General features: G+C 57.9%; 13 protein-coding genes. All 13 read left to right on the forward strand.

All coding sequences use genetic code 11. The annotated features are described in order from the left end of the window. The first annotated feature begins 87 nt into the window (after positions 1-87). The 13 genes from mraZ to HMCN_RS0114245 are packed head-to-tail and all read left to right on the forward strand — an operon-like array spanning position 88 to position 14,573. Complete coding sequence (gene mraZ, locus HMCN_RS0114185; protein WP_025918002.1) at positions 88-516, forward strand: division/cell wall cluster transcriptional repressor MraZ; 429 nt, start codon at positions 88-90, stop codon at positions 514-516. 9 nt (positions 517-525) lie between these two features. After that, on the forward strand, positions 526-1,500 hold the full coding sequence (gene rsmH / locus HMCN_RS0114190; protein WP_025918003.1) for a 16S rRNA (cytosine(1402)-N(4))-methyltransferase RsmH: 975 nt from the start codon (positions 526-528) through the stop codon (positions 1,498-1,500). Next, positions 1,497-1,769 (forward strand): cell division protein FtsL, encoded by a 273-nt coding sequence (gene ftsL, locus HMCN_RS0114195; RefSeq protein ID WP_025918004.1) that lies wholly within the window; start codon positions 1,497-1,499, stop codon positions 1,767-1,769. The genes rsmH and ftsL overlap by 4 nt, the downstream gene beginning before the upstream one ends. Then, a complete protein-coding gene (locus HMCN_RS0114200; protein WP_025918005.1) occupies positions 1,766-3,538 on the forward strand; it encodes a penicillin-binding protein 2 in 1,773 nt (590 codons plus the stop codon). The genes ftsL and HMCN_RS0114200 overlap by 4 nt, the downstream gene beginning before the upstream one ends. Further along, complete coding sequence (locus HMCN_RS0114205) at positions 3,538-5,064, forward strand: UDP-N-acetylmuramoyl-L-alanyl-D-glutamate--2,6-diaminopimelate ligase (protein WP_025918006.1); 1,527 nt, start codon at positions 3,538-3,540, stop codon at positions 5,062-5,064. The genes HMCN_RS0114200 and HMCN_RS0114205 overlap by 1 nt, the downstream gene beginning before the upstream one ends. Continuing rightward, the gene (gene murF / locus HMCN_RS0114210; RefSeq protein WP_025918007.1) at positions 5,064-6,440 is read left to right on the forward strand and encodes a UDP-N-acetylmuramoyl-tripeptide--D-alanyl-D-alanine ligase; all 1,377 of its coding nucleotides are present in this window, start codon (positions 5,064-5,066) and stop codon (positions 6,438-6,440) included. The genes HMCN_RS0114205 and murF overlap by 1 nt, the downstream gene beginning before the upstream one ends. Before the next feature lies 1 nt (position 6,441). Then, positions 6,442-7,611, forward strand: coding sequence for a phospho-N-acetylmuramoyl-pentapeptide-transferase (mraY, locus tag HMCN_RS0114215; RefSeq protein ID WP_025918008.1), 1,170 nt, complete (start codon positions 6,442-6,444; stop codon positions 7,609-7,611). After that, positions 7,611-9,104 carry a UDP-N-acetylmuramoyl-L-alanine--D-glutamate ligase gene (gene murD, locus HMCN_RS0114220; protein WP_025918009.1) on the forward strand — a complete coding sequence of 498 codons (1,494 nt, stop codon included), beginning with the start codon at positions 7,611-7,613 and terminating at the stop codon, positions 9,102-9,104. Before mraY ends, murD begins: the two co-directional genes overlap by 1 nt. A gap of 20 nt (positions 9,105-9,124) precedes the next feature. Beyond that, the gene (gene ftsW / locus HMCN_RS0114225) at positions 9,125-10,321 is read left to right on the forward strand and encodes a putative lipid II flippase FtsW (protein WP_238552177.1); all 1,197 of its coding nucleotides are present in this window, start codon (positions 9,125-9,127) and stop codon (positions 10,319-10,321) included. Next, on the forward strand, positions 10,318-11,403 hold the full coding sequence (murG, locus tag HMCN_RS0114230; protein WP_025918011.1) for an undecaprenyldiphospho-muramoylpentapeptide beta-N-acetylglucosaminyltransferase: 1,086 nt from the start codon (positions 10,318-10,320) through the stop codon (positions 11,401-11,403). The genes ftsW and murG overlap by 4 nt, the downstream gene beginning before the upstream one ends. Further along, positions 11,400-12,809, forward strand: a complete 1,410-nt coding sequence (gene murC / locus HMCN_RS0114235) for a UDP-N-acetylmuramate--L-alanine ligase (protein ID WP_025918012.1) — start codon at positions 11,400-11,402, stop codon at positions 12,807-12,809. The genes murG and murC overlap by 4 nt, the downstream gene beginning before the upstream one ends. Continuing rightward, entirely contained in the window at positions 12,802-13,776 is a 975-nt protein-coding gene (locus tag HMCN_RS0114240; RefSeq protein WP_025918013.1) for a D-alanine--D-alanine ligase, read from the forward strand. Before murC ends, HMCN_RS0114240 begins: the two co-directional genes overlap by 8 nt. A gap of 29 nt (positions 13,777-13,805) precedes the next feature. After that, positions 13,806-14,573, forward strand: a complete 768-nt coding sequence (locus HMCN_RS0114245; RefSeq protein ID WP_025918014.1) for a cell division protein FtsQ/DivIB — start codon at positions 13,806-13,808, stop codon at positions 14,571-14,573. The last annotated feature ends 41 nt before the right edge of the window (positions 14,574-14,614 follow it).

The raw sequence follows: 14,614 nt of genomic DNA on the forward strand, positions 1-14,614 counted from the left end.
TTTTGTGGGAATTCTGCTGAATATCCGTAATAAATTTACAGTCGGCAAGCCGTTGCCGGAAATCACAACCAAAAGGATTTGATAATCGTGTTCCAGGGAGCGTCAGCATTAAATCTCGATGCGAAAGGCCGGATGTCCATCCCGGCCAGGCATCGTGACGCGCTCTCGGTCCAGTGCGAAGGCCGGGTCACGCTGACCAAGCATCCGCACGGCTGCCTGCTATTGTTCCCGCGCCCGGTATGGGAAAGTCATCGCGAACAGATTGCCGCTTGGCCGATGTCGGCGCGCGCCTGGCAGCGCATCTTCCTGGGTAATGCCTCCGATGTGGAGATGGATTCTGCCGGCCGGATTCTGGTGGCGCCCGAGTTGCGCAACGCAGTGGGTTTGACGCGCGACGTCATGTTGCTGGGTATGGGCAGCCATTTTGAGCTGTGGGACGCGGCCAGACTTGCCGAAAGCGAGTCGCAGGCGATCGCGGCCGGCATGCCTGACGTATTGAGTAATTTTTCGTTTTAAGGGCCGGCGATGACGATACAACCGGTGCCAGAGTACCTGCACCGCACGGTGCTGCTGAATGAAGCGGTCGATGCGCTGGCGCTGGAGGGCGCGCGCGCGGACGGCATCTACGTCGACGGCACTTTCGGACGCGGCGGCCACAGCAGCCGGATTTTGCAGCGCCTGGGGCCGAAGGGCCGCCTGATCGCGTTTGACAAGGATCCGCAGGCGATTGCCACTGCACAGGGATTTTCCGATCCGCGTTTCGAGATTGTTCACGACAGTTTTGCCACCATGGGGGCGGTCTTAGCCCAGCGCGGAATTACGCAGGTGGATGGGGTTTTGCTGGATTTGGGCATTTCGTCGCCGCAAGTTGACGATGCCGCACGAGGCTTTAGTTTCAGGCTGGACGGCCCGCTCGATATGCGCATGGATAGCACGCGCGGCATCTCGGCAGCAGACTGGCTGGCGGTTGAGTCGGAACAGAAAATTGAAAAGGTGATACGCGAATATGGGGAAGAACGGTTTGCTTTTCAGATTGCAAAGGCGATTGTTGCTGGCCGGGCAGTCGAACCAATTTCAACCACACGACAGCTTGCCGCGATCGTGGCAAGGGCAGTCAAAACTCGCGAGAAGGGTAAGGATCCGGCAACCCGGACCTTTCAGGCTATACGGATTTTCATCAATCAGGAGCTTGAAGAACTTGAAACTGGATTAAGCCAGGCATTCCAGTATCTGGCGCCGAACGCCAGGCTGGCGGTAATCAGCTTCCATTCGCTGGAAGACCGCATCGTCAAGCGTTTCATGGCCGCCAAAGCCAATGTCCGGCAGCCGGATCGCCGTTTGCCGATACGCGCGGTCGATTTGCCGCAGCCGCAAATGCGTCTGATGTCGAAAATAAAACCCACTGAAACCGAAATTCATGGCAACCCGCGTGCGCGCTCTGCGATCATGCGGGTCGGTATGCGCCTGCCTGACGCCCCGGCGGCCGGGGGGGTCCAGTGAGCGGGCGCATCAACAGCGTCATCACGGCTGTGCTGGTCGTGTGTGCGCTGTCGCTGGTAAACGCGCAATATCACGCGCGCCGCTTGTATGTCGAGCTGGGGCGCGCGCAGTCCCAGGCAAAGCTGCTGAATGTGCAGTGGGCCCAGTTGCAACTTGATCAATCCACGCTGGGCAAGCATGCGCGCATCGAGTTGGCTGCAAGGCGCGATTTGAAGATGGTCCCGTTGACGCCAGCCAGTACCCAATACCTGACCGTGGAGGGCAAATGAGCCGCCCTGCCAGCCGCACCGCAGCCGCCAGGGGCGTACCGTTCTCAACCAGCCCGGTGCTGAAGATGTCATTGCCGGCCTGGCGCTCGAAGCTGGTGCTGTTCGTGTTGTTTGCCTCTTTTCTGACCCTGGTTGGCCGGGCGCTATGGCTGCAGGGCATGTCTACCGAATTTTTGCAAAAACAGGGCGCGTCACGTTACGAGCGCACCCTTGAATTGCCCGCCACGCGCGGCAAAATTACCGATCGCGACGGACATGTGCTGGCCTCCAGCGTCCCGGTCAAGGCAGTCTGGGCGATTCCGGATGACGTCCTGCAGGCGCCAGCGGAAAAGCTGCGCAGTCTGGCCAGCTTGCTTGAAATGAGCGAAGGCGACTTGCGCAAGAAACTTGATTCGGATCGCGGTTTTGTTTATCTGAAGCGCCAGGTCGAGCCAGAAGTTACCGACAAGATTCTTGCCTTGGGCATCGATGGCATCCAGACCCGCAAGGAATACAAGCGTTTTTATCCGGAAGGCGAGGTGATGGCGCATGTTGTCGGTTTTACCAATGTCGAGGATGTCGGTCAGGAAGGCATGGAACTCGCATCCCAGAAGACGTTGGTCGGCAAGACGGGCAGCCGGCGCGTGATCAGGGATCGGCTGGGGCGCATCGTCGAGGATGTCGGCTCGATTCGCGAGCCGCATGACGGCAAGGACCTGGCGCTTTCGATCGACAGCAAGATCCAGTACATCGCCTATTCGCAATTGAAGGCGGCAGTCGATCTGAATAAGGCCAAGGCTGGCGGCATAGTGGTGCTGGATGCCCGGACCGGTGAAATTCTGGCGCTGGCCAATTTGCCGAGTTATAACCCGAATGACCGCCGGATATTGACCGGAGCCCAGTTGCGCAACCGGGTTCTGACCGACACCTTCGAGCCCGGCTCGACCATGAAGCCGTTTACGATAGCTTTGGCGCTGGAGACCAAGCGCATCACTCCCGAAACAACGGTTCAGACAGCGCCCGGCAGGCTGACCATCGGCACCGCAACCATCGGCGATGCGCACCCGTTGGGCTTGCTGACTATTTCGCAAATTATCGAAAAATCCTCGAATATCGGGACCGCAAAGATTGCGCTGCAAATGCAGCCCCAGGAAATGTGGGAAATGTTTACCAGCGTCGGTTTTGGCCAGCAGCCGAAATTCAGCTTTCCGGGACGGGTTGCCGGCCGCGTACGGCCATTCAAGTCGTGGCGCCCGATCGAGCAGGCTACCATGAGTTACGGACATGGCATTTCGGTTTCGCTGATGCAGTTGGCGCATGCTTATATGATTTTTGCCCGCAATGGCGAAATCGCACCGTTGTCCCTGGAGAAAATTGCCGGGCAACCGAACCGGCAAGTGCCGGGTCAAAGAATTATTTCCGAGAAAACCGCGCTGCAGATACGTGCCATGCTGGAGGCCGCCGCAGGCCCAAACGGCACAGCGCCGAAAGCGCAGGTGCCCGGTTATCGGGTGGCTGGAAAAACCGGGACCGCCTATAAAATCGTCGACGGCAAATATGTCAGGAAATACGTATCATCGTTCGTCGGTTTTGCTCCGGTATCCGCGCCGCGCATCATTATTGCTGTGATGCTGGATGAGCCTTCCAACGGCAGCCATTTCGGCGGCGGCGTTGCAGCTCCGGTATTTTCAGCTGTTGCCGCCAGTGCCTTGCGGGCCTTGAATGTCAGGCCCGATTCCAGCGTGACGAATATCATTATTCCTGCCGACGGCATTGCCGAAAGTATGTGATGCCGAATACACAATCATCAACTTCCAAGATACTTGCCTGGTTGCAGCGGCAGGTGGCGTCAACAGCGCAGCTGCATTCCGATTCGCGCTCCATCGCCAAAGGCGATGTGTTTTTCGCTTATCCCGGCGACGCCGCCGATGGCCGGGAATTCATTGCGCAGGCAATTCAGATGGGTGCGGGCGCGGTGGTCCATGAATCGTCCGGCTGGAACTGGGATGCGGGATGGTCGGTGCCGCATCTGGGAGTTTTCGGTTTGAAAAATACAGCGGGCGAAATTGCCAGCGCGTATTACAGCAAGCCGGACGCTGGCATGTTCACAGTGGCCGTGACCGGCACCAATGGCAAGACTTCATGCACGCAATGGCTGGCAAATGCCTTGTCACGGCTGGGCGAGCCTGTGGCGGTGATCGGGACTCTCGGCATCGGCATTTATCAGCGCGGCACCTGCGACACTTCCGACATGACCGGTTACACCACGCCCGACGCGGTAATGTTGCAACGCAGGCTGGCGCAACTGCGCGCTGCCGGCGTTCATGCAGTGGCGATCGAGGCATCCTCGATCGGGCTTGAGCAAGGACGCTTGAATGGCATGCATTTTGATGCAGCCATATTTACCAATCTGACGCGCGATCATCTTGATTATCATGGCGATATGGCAGCTTATGAATCGGCTAAGACCGCCTTGTTTGATTGGGACGGATTGCAGCACGCAATCGTCAATCTGGACGACCCGATGGGATTGCGGCTGGCCCAGCGTCTGCAGGGCCGGACGCTGGCGTCATTGATTGGATACACGGTCTGCGACGCGGCGCTTGAGGGCATATCGACCTTGCGTGCGTTCAACATCCGCAGCAGTCATGCCGGTACCGCATTTCAGGTTGAATCGCCTTTCGGCAGCGGAACGATCAGAACGCAGCTGGTAGGCTTGTTCAATGTCAGCAATGTTCTGGGCGTTCTGGGCGCATTGCTTGTGAAGGGCACCGCCTGGCGTGCTGCGGTGCAGGCCATTGAACTGCTGACCGCAGTGCCGGGACGCATGCAGCAGCTTGGCGGCAACGACGCTCCGTTGGTCGTTATCGATTACGCCCACACTCCGGATGCATTGGAGAAAACATTATTGACCTTGCGCCAGGTGGCACAGCAGCGTCATGGCCAGTTGTGGTGTCTGTTCGGTTGCGGCGGCGATCGCGACCCCGGCAAGCGTGCGCAAATGGGTGCAGTGTCTGCGCTGGCCGATCAGGTGGTGGTCACCAGCGACAATCCGCGCAGCGAGAATCCTGCTGCCATCATCGAGCAAATCATGGCAGGCCTGGCGGCGGAAAAAACGCCGCACCACGTGACCGAGGACCGGGCTGCGGCAATTTTGTGGGCGGTCAAGCACGCTGCAAAGCACGATGTGGTGCTGCTGGCCGGCAAGGGGCACGAGGCGTACCAGGAAGTGATGGGCAAGAAGCTGGCGTTTTCCGATGCCGATCATGCGGCCCTGGCCCTGGCTGCGCGCGCCACGATGAAGGGAGGCGCCTGATGAAATCATCGTTGCTTGCGTTGCAATCCAGGCTTTCAGGCGCACACGCCACCGGCGATGCGATGTTTGACGGCGTGACCACCGATAGCCGCAATGTCAGTCCTGGCAACTTGTTCGTGGCTTTGCGCGGCGAGCATTTCGATGCGCATGATTTTCTTACCGATGTGGTCGCACGAGGCGTATCGGCAGTAGTGGTGGAGCGCATGCCGGCAGGCTTGGCAATCCCGGCGCTGATCGTGCCGGATACCCGTATTGCGCTGGGCGAAATCGCAGGCTACTGGCGACGGCAGTTTCATGTGCCGGTAATCGGCGTCACCGGCAGCAATGGAAAAACCACGGTCAAGGAAATGATCGCTTCGATTCTGGCCGCGCAATTCGGCGCCGAGCATTACCTGGCCACGCGCGGCAACCTGAACAACGACATCGGCGTGCCGCTGACCCTATTGCGCATGACGGCAGCGCATCGTGCCGCCGTGGTCGAACTGGGCATGAACCACCCGGGCGAGATCGCCCTGCTGGCATCGATTGCGCAACCGACGCTCGGCTTGGTAAACAATGCGCAGCGCGAGCATCAGGAATTCATGGAAAGCGTGGAGGCTGTTGCAAAGGAAAATGGCGCGGTAATTTCCACTCTGCCAGCCGATGGCATTGCGGTATTTCCCGCCGACGACCCCTATACGCCGCTCTGGCGCGAGTACGCTACGGCGATTGGGCAAAGAGAGATCGTGACCTTCGGATTTTCCGCCGATGCCGATGTAACTTGCTCTTACCGGCCGAACGCATTCGGCAATGATTTGTCAGTCACGGCAGGCCGGCACCGCTTCGACATCGCGCTGGCGGCTGCCGGTACGCACAATGTACGTAATGCCCTGGCGGCGATAGCGTGCAGCTTGGCAATCGGTGTCGGCACTGAAGCCATTGTGCGCGGTTTGGCCGCATTCGCGCCGGTGAATGGCCGCCTCCAGCGCAAAACTGCCCGCAGCGGTGCAGTCATCATTGACGATACTTATAATGCGAATCCCGATTCGGTGCGGGCCGCCATCGACGTGCTGGCGCAAGCGACTCCCCCCAGAGCGCTGGTATTGGGCGATATGGGGGAGGTCGGCAACGACGGCCGGCAGTTCCACGAAGAGATTGGAGAATATGCCCGCGGCTGCGGTATCGAGCATGTGATGACTTTCGGCGCGCTTGCCCGCCATACCGCGAGTACATTCGGCGCGGGAGCAACACACTTCGACAGCATTGAGGCTTTGAACGCTGCGCTGGAAGCCATTCTGGTTCCTGCTGCAACGGTATTGGTGAAAGGCTCGCGGTTCATGAAAATGGAACGAACGGTGCGCCATCTGGCGCAAGAACAGATAAAGGAGAGCCATTGACATGTTGCTCTGGCTAGCAGAATCATTCAAGCAGGATATAAGCTTTCTGCGCGTATTCAATTTCATTACATTTCGTGCCGTGTTCGCGACGATGACCTCGTTGGCGATCGGTTTGATTGCCGGTCCTCCGGTAATACGGATGCTGGCACGGTTGAAGGTCGGCCAGGCAGTGCGTACCGACGGCCCGCAGACGCATCTGGTCAAGACCGGTACGCCGACCATGGGCGGTGTGCTGATCCTGATTGCGATTGCGGTGTCGACTTTGCTGTGGGCCGATCTGAGCAATCGTTTCATTTGGGCGGTGCTGGTGGTGACGCTCGGCTTCGGCGCGGTTGGCTGGGTCGATGATTACCGCAAGGTGGTCTACAAGGATCCGAAGGGGATGTCCTCGAAGGAAAAGTATTTTTGGCAATCCCTGATCGGCATCGTCGCCGCGCTGTATCTGGCGTTTTCGGTATCGGCGCCAACCAACAGCCAGGTTTGGAATCTGTTCGTCGCGTGGGTGCAGTCCGGGTTCAGCCTGGACCTGCCTCCGAAGGCGGATCTGATCGTGCCGTTTTTCAAGACCGTCAGTTATCCGCTGGGGGTGTGGGGTTTCATTGGGTTGACGTATTTCGTCATCGTCGGCACCAGCAATGCGGTAAATCTGACCGACGGCCTGGACGGGCTCGCGATCATGCCGACCGTAATGGTGGGCACTGCGCTGGGGATATTTGCTTACCTGACCGGCAGCGCCAGTTATTCCAGATATCTGCTCATCCCGCATATCCCTGGTGCGGGGGAGTTGCTGATTTTCTGCGGCGCGATGACCGGTGCCGGTCTGGCTTTCCTCTGGTATAACGCGCACCCGGCGCAAGTGTTCATGGGGGATGTCGGCGCACTTGCCTTGGGCGGCGCGCTGGGTACGATTGCCGTCATCGTGCGGCAGGAGATCGTGCTCTTCATCATGGGCGGAATTTTCGTCGTGGAAACCCTGTCGGTGATGCTGCAGGTTACCTATTTCAAGCTTACCAAGCGGCGCTACGGTACCGGCCGCCGCATCCTGTTGATGGCACCATTGCATCATCACTATGAGCAAAAAGGCTGGAAAGAAACCCAGGTCGTGGTGCGATTCTGGATTATCTCGATGATGCTGGTGCTGTTCGGCTTGTCTACCTTGAAATTGCGCTGATGAATTACGACGGAAAACACGTTCTGGTGCTGGGGCTGGGAGAGTCCGGCCTTGCAATGGCGCAATGGCTGCATCGCTGCGGTGCATTGCTGCGCGTTGCAGATACCCGTGCAGCGCCGCAACGCTTGTCCGCCTTGCGGGAAATCCTGCCGACAGTGGAGTTCATCGGGGGTTCGACTTTCAGTGCCAACCTTTTGGCCGGCATCGATGTGGTCGCTGTCAGTCCGGGCTTGTCGCCGCAGGGCGAGTTGTCCGAGATCATGCCGGCAGCACAAGCACGGGAGATCCCGGTCTGGGGCGAGATCGAGTTTTTTGCCCAGGGGTTGGCACAACTGCAACAAGATAAAAGCTATGCGCCCAAACTGATTGCAATCACGGGTACCAATGGCAAAACCACGGTAACCAGCATGGTGGGCCTGTTGTGCAAGCGTGCCGGCTGGTCGACCTGTGTGGCCGGCAATATCAGTCCGTCTGCATTGGATGTCTTGCGCGAGACCATCGAGCGGGATGATCTGCCGCAGGTGTGGGTGCTGGAATTGTCAAGCTTCCAGTTGCATACGACTTGCAGCCTGCAGGCTGATGCGGCAACCGTACTGAATATCACGCAGGATCATCTTGACTGGCATGGCAGCATGGCGGCGTATGTCTCAGATAAAGCGCGAATATTCGGCGCCGATACCGTGCGCGTATTGAATCGTGACGATGCGGCGGTCATGGGCCTTGCAAGTGCACAAGCACCAACGATAACCTTCGGTGCCGATGCGCCAACCCAAGCCGGCGATTTTGGCTTGCTGGATGAGCGCGGCGTGCAATGGCTGTCGGTCGCGGTGGCGGCCGAGGAGGAAGAGAAGCGCCGCAAGAAAAATCATAGCACTGCCTTGCCGGCAGTGGTCAGCCGTCTGATGCCGACCGATGCGCTCAATATCCGCGGTCAGCACAATGCTCTGAATGCACTCGCCGCATTGGCCTTGTGTCGTGCCATCGGTTTGCCGCTCTCCTCGCTATTGCACGGCCTGCGTGAATACCGGGGTGAGCCGCATCGGGTTGAATTGATTGCTACCATCGGCGCAGTCAAATACTACGACGACAGCAAGGGCACCAATGTCGGCGCAACGGTGGCGGCGCTGAATGGGTTGGGATCGCAGCAGGGTAGCCACCGGCTGGTATTGATTGCTGGCGGCGATGGTAAGGGGCAGGATTTTTCAAGCCTGGCGGAACCGGTCGCAAAACATGTCCGTGCCGTGTTCCTGATTGGCAAGGACGCACCTATCCTGCGCTCAGCGCTGAGTGCAACGGCCATTGATCTTTGCGATTGCGCCAGCTTGGACGATGCGGTGCAGCGCGCTGCCGTGGTCGCACAGCCAGGCGATGCGGTTTTGCTGTCTCCGGCCTGCGCCAGTCTCGACATGTTTGCCAATTATGCGCACCGGGCTCAGGTGTTTGTCGATGCAGTCAGGGAAATCGGCCTGTCCCGTGGCGAGGTGATTGCATGAGGACCGCCTTGCCAGCCATCATGACATGGCTTGGATTTGCCTCCGCCAAAGAACCGATGAAGGGCTTGCCGCAACGATCAAAAATGATGGAATACGATCAGCCATTGGTCTGGGTGGTGGTGTTGCTGATGTTGTTCGGCATGGTGATGGTATATTCCGCCTCCATTTCCTTGCCTGATTCGCCTAAATATGCGAGCTACAAGAATAGTCACTTTCTGATCAGGCAGACGATCTTCGTGGCTGCCTCCCTGTGCTGCGGTTTGGTGGTGTTTCGGGTGCCGGTCAGTACCTGGCAGCGCTGGGCGCCGCATCTGTTCGTCATCACTTTGGTGCTGTTGATACTGGTGTTGGTGCCTGGCGTTGGCAAAGGCGTGAATGGCGCAAAACGCTGGCTTTCATTTAAAGTTTTCAATTTGCAGCCGTCGGAATTAATGAAGCTTTTCGTCGTGCTGTATGCAGCGGATTACACAGTGCGCAAGCAGCAATTCATGCATAAATTGAAGAAGGGTTTTCTGCCGATGGCGGGTGCGGTGGCGATTGTCGGCCTGCTATTGTTGCTGGAGCCGGATCTGGGTGCGTTCGGCGTCATCGTCTGCATCGCGATGGGTATTTTATTTTTGGGCGGCATCAATGGCGTCTGGTTCAGCGGCATCGGCGCCACCCTGGTGGGAATTTTCAGTTTGGTAATCATATTATCGCCATGGCGGCGCGAGAGGATTTTTGCCTATCTGAATCCTTGGGTCGAAGAAAATGCATTAGGCAAGGCGTATCAGCTGTCGCATTCGCTGATTGCTTTCGGGCGCGGCGAATTGTTTGGCGTCGGCCTCGGCGGCAGTGTCGAGAAACTGCATTATTTGCCGGAAGCGCACACCGATTTTTTAATGGCGGTGATTGGTGAGGAGCTGGGTTTTGCCGGTGTATTGCTGGTTGTGATGATGTTCTACTGGATCATCAAACGCGCTTTCGAGATCGGTCGCCAGGCCATTGCTCTCGACTTGACTTTTGCCGGATTGGTTGCGAAAGGGGTCGGGATCTGGATCGGCGTCCAGACTTTCATCAATATGGGTGTCAATCTAGGCTTGCTGCCGACCAAAGGCCTGACCTTGCCGTTGATGAGCTATGGCGGCTCAGGTGTGCTGATCAATTGTGTCGGCTTGGCAATTCTGCTGCGTATCGATTACGAGAACAGGGTTCTGATGCGCGGAGGCCGCATATGACGAGCCCGAAACGACTGATCATCATGGCAGCGGGCACCGGCGGCCATATTTTCCCCGGGCTGGCGATCGCGCAGACCATGCGCGCGCGCGGCTGGCAGGTGTCCTGGCTCGGCACCGCACATGGCATGGAGCAGGATATCGTGCCCCGGCAGGGAATCGTTATGGACAGCATCGATTTCGCCGGATTGCGCGGCAAAGGGGCGATGCATGGTTTGCGCGGCGCATTCAGGTTGCTTGCAAGTTTCGTGTCCTGCTATCGGGTCCTCGGTCGCCGCAAACCGAACGTGGTACTCGGCATGGGCGGCTATGTGACGGTGCCCGGCGGCGTAGTCGCGGCCGTGCGCCGGATTCCGCTGGTCCTGGTGAATGCGGATGCAGCGCTGTTGTTGTCGAACAAGGCGCTGGTGCCAATGGCAAAGCGGGTGCTGTTCGGTTTTCCTGCAAATTTTGGCAATGCGGCCGGCAAGGCTGTGGTAACTGGCAATCCGGTGCGCCAGGAAATCATCGCTTTGCCGGTTCCCGAGCAGCGTTATGCGGCGCGCAGCGGGCCGCTCAGGATTCTGGTGGTGGGCGGCAGCTTGGGGGCAAAGGTCTTGAACGATTGCCTGCCCGCAGCATTGGCGCTGATTCCGGTCGAGTTGCGGCCGATAGTTACACATCAGTCCGGCAAGAAACATATTGATGCATTGCGGGCCGCTTATGCTGCTGCGCAAGTGCAGGCAGAGGTAGTGGATTTCATCGATGACATGCCACGGCGCTATGCGGACGCCGATCTGGTGATTTGCCGCTCCGGCGCCATCACATTGTCCGAGCTGACTGCAGCCGGAGTGGCAAGCGTGCTGGTGCCGTTGATCGTATCGACGACATCGCATCAGCTCGCGAATGCCCAGTGGATGGCGCTGCAACACGCGGCAATCCATCAGCCGCAGGGCGAAATGACGGCAGAAAATTTATCCGTATTGCTGCAAACCTTGACGCGCAGGGAGTGTCTGACGATGGCGCTGGCTGCTTACGCAATCGGCCGGCGGGATGCAAATGAAATGATTGCGGATGTATTGGAAGAATTGGCGAGCAAGGCATGAAACATAAAGTAAAGAACATTCATTTTGTAGGAATCGGCGGCTCAGGCATGAGCGGCATTGCCGAGGTGCTGCTTAATCTCGGATATACCATTACCGGCTCGGATCTCGGCAGCAATGCTGCGACTCAGCGACTGGCCGGGCTGGGCGCACACATCAGCCTCGGCCATGCGGCCGAGAATATCGATAAAGCCGATGCAATCGTTACGTCAACTGCGGTAAAGGCGGATAACCCGGAAGTACTGGCGGCGCGCCAGAAAAGCATACCGATTGTGCCCCGGGCCATGATGCTGGCCGAGTTGATGCGTTTGAAACGCGGTATTGCAATCGCCGGCACGCACGGCAAGACCACCACTACCAGTCTGGTCGCCAGCGTCCTGGCAGAAGGCGGCTTGGACCCGACTTTCGTTATCGGCGGTCGTTTGAATAGCGCCGGCGCCAATGCCAAACTGGGCTCCGGCGACTTCATTGTGGCCGAAGCAGACGAATCGGATGCGTCCTTCCTGAATTTGCTGCCGGTGATTGAAGTCATCACCAATATTGATGCTGATCATATGGAAACATACGGTCACGATTTTGCAAAACTCAAGCAGGCCTTCATTCAGTTTACAGAGCACTTGCCTTTTTATGGCGTCGCGGTGCTGTGCCTTGACGATCCGAATGTGCGCGAGATCATGCCTTTCGTTTCGAAGCCTATCGTGACTTACGGCTTCCATGAAAACGCCCAGGTGCGCGCAGTCGATGCCAGGGCCGTTGGCGAACAGATGCAATTCACGGTGCTGCAGGAAGACTACGCGCCGATGATGGTGACCCTGAACCAGCCCGGCATGCACAATATTCAGAATGCCTGCGCTGCCATCGTGATTGCCCGCGAGTTGAGTGTGGCCGACAGCGCGACGCAAAAAGCATTAAAGGAATTTAACGGCGTCGGCCGTCGTTTTACGCGTCATGGCCAAATCGCCCTGGCCGATGTCGATGGCAAATCCGGCGGCAGTTTTTCATTAGTGGATGATTATGGACACCATCCGGCTGAAATGGCGGCAACCCTCGCAGCGGCACGCGGCGCTTATCCGGGGCGCCGTCTGGTTCTGGCCTTTCAGCCGCATCGATTTACTCGCACGCGCGACCTGTTCGAGGATTTCGTGCGCGTTTTGTCCACCGCCGATGCCTTGGTGCTGACCGAGGTGTACGCCGCAGGAGAGCAGCCGATTGTCGCAGCCGATGGCCGTGCGCTGGCGCGCGCGATGCGCGTCGCCGGCAAGGTGGAGCCGATATTTGTCGAGGATATCAATGCGATGCCGGAAACTATCATGAATTTTGCCCGGGATGGCGATGTCGTGATCATGATGGGAGCGGGTTCCATCGGCGGCATCCCTGGAAAACTGGTGCAAGGAGTGCGTCATGGGTGAGCCGGGCATGATCAAGGAATTCGGCAGGGTCGGCGTCTTGTTCGGCGGCCGTTCGGCTGAACGCGAAGTGTCGTTGATGTCGGGAGCAGGAGTGCTCCAGGCGCTGGTGAGCAAGGGAGTCGATGCCCATGGATTCGATCCGGCCGAGCGTAGCCTGGCAGAATTGGCCGCTGAAAAATTCGAGCGCGTATTCATTGCATTGCATGGCCGTTACGGCGAGGACGGCACCTTGCAAGGCGCCTTGGAACAGCTTGGCATTCCGTATACAGGGCCGGGCGTATTGGCGTCATCGATCGCGATGGATAAAGCCATGACCAAGCGGGTTTGGATGGCGAGCGCGCTGGCAACGCCGAAATTCGAGATGCTGACAGCGCAGAGCAATTGGGATGCGGTGATCGCGGCGCTTGGTTTGCCGTTGATTGTCAAGCCTGCGCATGAGGGATCCACGCTCGGCCTGACCAAGGTCACGCAGGCTGGGCAATTGCCTGCTGCCTTTGCACTGGCCGCCAAATACGACAGCGCTGTGATGGCGGAGGAATTTATTTCCGGGATGGAGTTGACCTGTCCGATTCTGGGGTATGGCGAACAGGCGAAAGCCTTGCCGGTCATCCGCATCATTGCGCCCGATGCGAATTACGATTACCAGAACAAGTATTTTTCCAACGATACCCAATATCTCTGTCCCTGCGGCTTGCCGGCGGAACAGGAGCGGGCCATTCAGGAACTGGCGCTGGCAAGCTATCGTGCGCTCGGTTGTCGCGGCTGGAGCAGGGCAGATGTAATGGTGCGCGCTGCGGATAACAAGCCGTTTCTGCTGGAAATGAATACCTCTCCCGGCATGACGGGACACTCTCTGGTGCCGATGTCGGCGAAAGTAACCGGCCTTGATTATGAGGATTTATGCGTTGAAATATTGCGTTCTGCTGCGCTCGACCTGACGCCATCGATTGACTGGATTGCGCGTTAAGCGACGGTAAACGGGGAACTGCAAAGATTATGTGGCAAGAGATCAAGACGCTCAATGCGATAGCCAGCACACTGTTTGCAGTGTTCGCATTGCTATTGTTCTCTGCCGGTATTTTCTGGCTGACGCAGCGGCCGATGTTTACCTTGAAGGCAATCAGGGTGGAGAGCGCAGACGCGATGCAGTTGCAGCATGTGAATCGGCTGACGGTAAAAGGAGCGGCGATCTCGAGGATCCAGGGGAATTTTTTCACCGCCAACCTGGATGCGGTGCGCATGGCTTTCGAGAGCGTGCCCTGGGTGCGCAAAGCGACAGTGCGCCGGGAATGGCCGAACAAGCTGGTGGTGTCGGTTGAGGAGCACGAACCGCTGGGAACCTGGGGCGAAAACGGTCGGCTGGTCTCAGTCAAGGGCGATGTGTTTACGGCCAATCTGGCCGAGGCTGAAGAAAATGGCGATCTGCCTGAGTTTAATGGGCCGGAAGGGGCTGAAAAGGAAGTGATTGCGCGTTTTGATGAGTTCAAGCAGTGGTTTGCACCGCTAAGGCTTGCGCCGGAATCGATACGGCTGTCGGATCGCTATGCATGGAGCGTGAAGCTCGATAACGGTATCGCGCTGGAATTGGGACGGGAGCAGGACAAGGCCATGATGCGCGAACGTGTCGATCGGTTTGTAAATATTTATCCGCAATTGGCAGCGCTGTTGCAGAACCGGATTGAAAGTGTGGATATGCGTTATCCGAATGGGCTGGCACTCAAAGTGAGTGGCATCGCACCTGGATTGGAAAGCAAACGAAAGTAAGCGGGACACGATGACAAAAGACGCAAAAATTAGTATGTTGG

The sequence above is a fragment of the Herminiimonas sp. CN genome, assembly GCF_000622895.1.
Taxonomy (GTDB): domain Bacteria; phylum Pseudomonadota; class Gammaproteobacteria; order Burkholderiales; family Burkholderiaceae_D; genus AVCC01.

Bases quoted from the DNA above. Each gene is read 5' to 3' on its own strand.
- rsmH (WP_025918003.1), top strand. From the start codon at position 526: ATGACGATACAACCGGTGCCAGAGTACCTGCACCGCACGGTGCTGCTG.
- HMCN_RS0114200 (WP_025918005.1), top strand. From the start codon at position 1,766: ATGAGCCGCCCTGCCAGCCGCACCGCAGCCGCCAGGGGCGTACCGTTC.
- HMCN_RS0114205 (WP_025918006.1), top strand. From the start codon at position 3,538: ATGCCGAATACACAATCATCAACTTCCAAGATACTTGCCTGGTTGCAG.
- murF (WP_025918007.1), top strand. From the start codon at position 5,064: ATGAAATCATCGTTGCTTGCGTTGCAATCCAGGCTTTCAGGCGCACAC.
- mraY (WP_025918008.1), top strand. From the start codon at position 6,442: ATGTTGCTCTGGCTAGCAGAATCATTCAAGCAGGATATAAGCTTTCTG.
- murD (WP_025918009.1), top strand. From the start codon at position 7,611: ATGAATTACGACGGAAAACACGTTCTGGTGCTGGGGCTGGGAGAGTCC.
- ftsW (WP_238552177.1), top strand. From the start codon at position 9,125: ATGACATGGCTTGGATTTGCCTCCGCCAAAGAACCGATGAAGGGCTTG.
- murG (WP_025918011.1), top strand. From the start codon at position 10,318: ATGACGAGCCCGAAACGACTGATCATCATGGCAGCGGGCACCGGCGGC.
- murC (WP_025918012.1), top strand. From the start codon at position 11,400: ATGAAACATAAAGTAAAGAACATTCATTTTGTAGGAATCGGCGGCTCA.
- HMCN_RS0114240 (WP_025918013.1), top strand. From the start codon at position 12,802: ATGGGTGAGCCGGGCATGATCAAGGAATTCGGCAGGGTCGGCGTCTTG.
- HMCN_RS0114245 (WP_025918014.1), top strand. From the start codon at position 13,806: ATGTGGCAAGAGATCAAGACGCTCAATGCGATAGCCAGCACACTGTTT.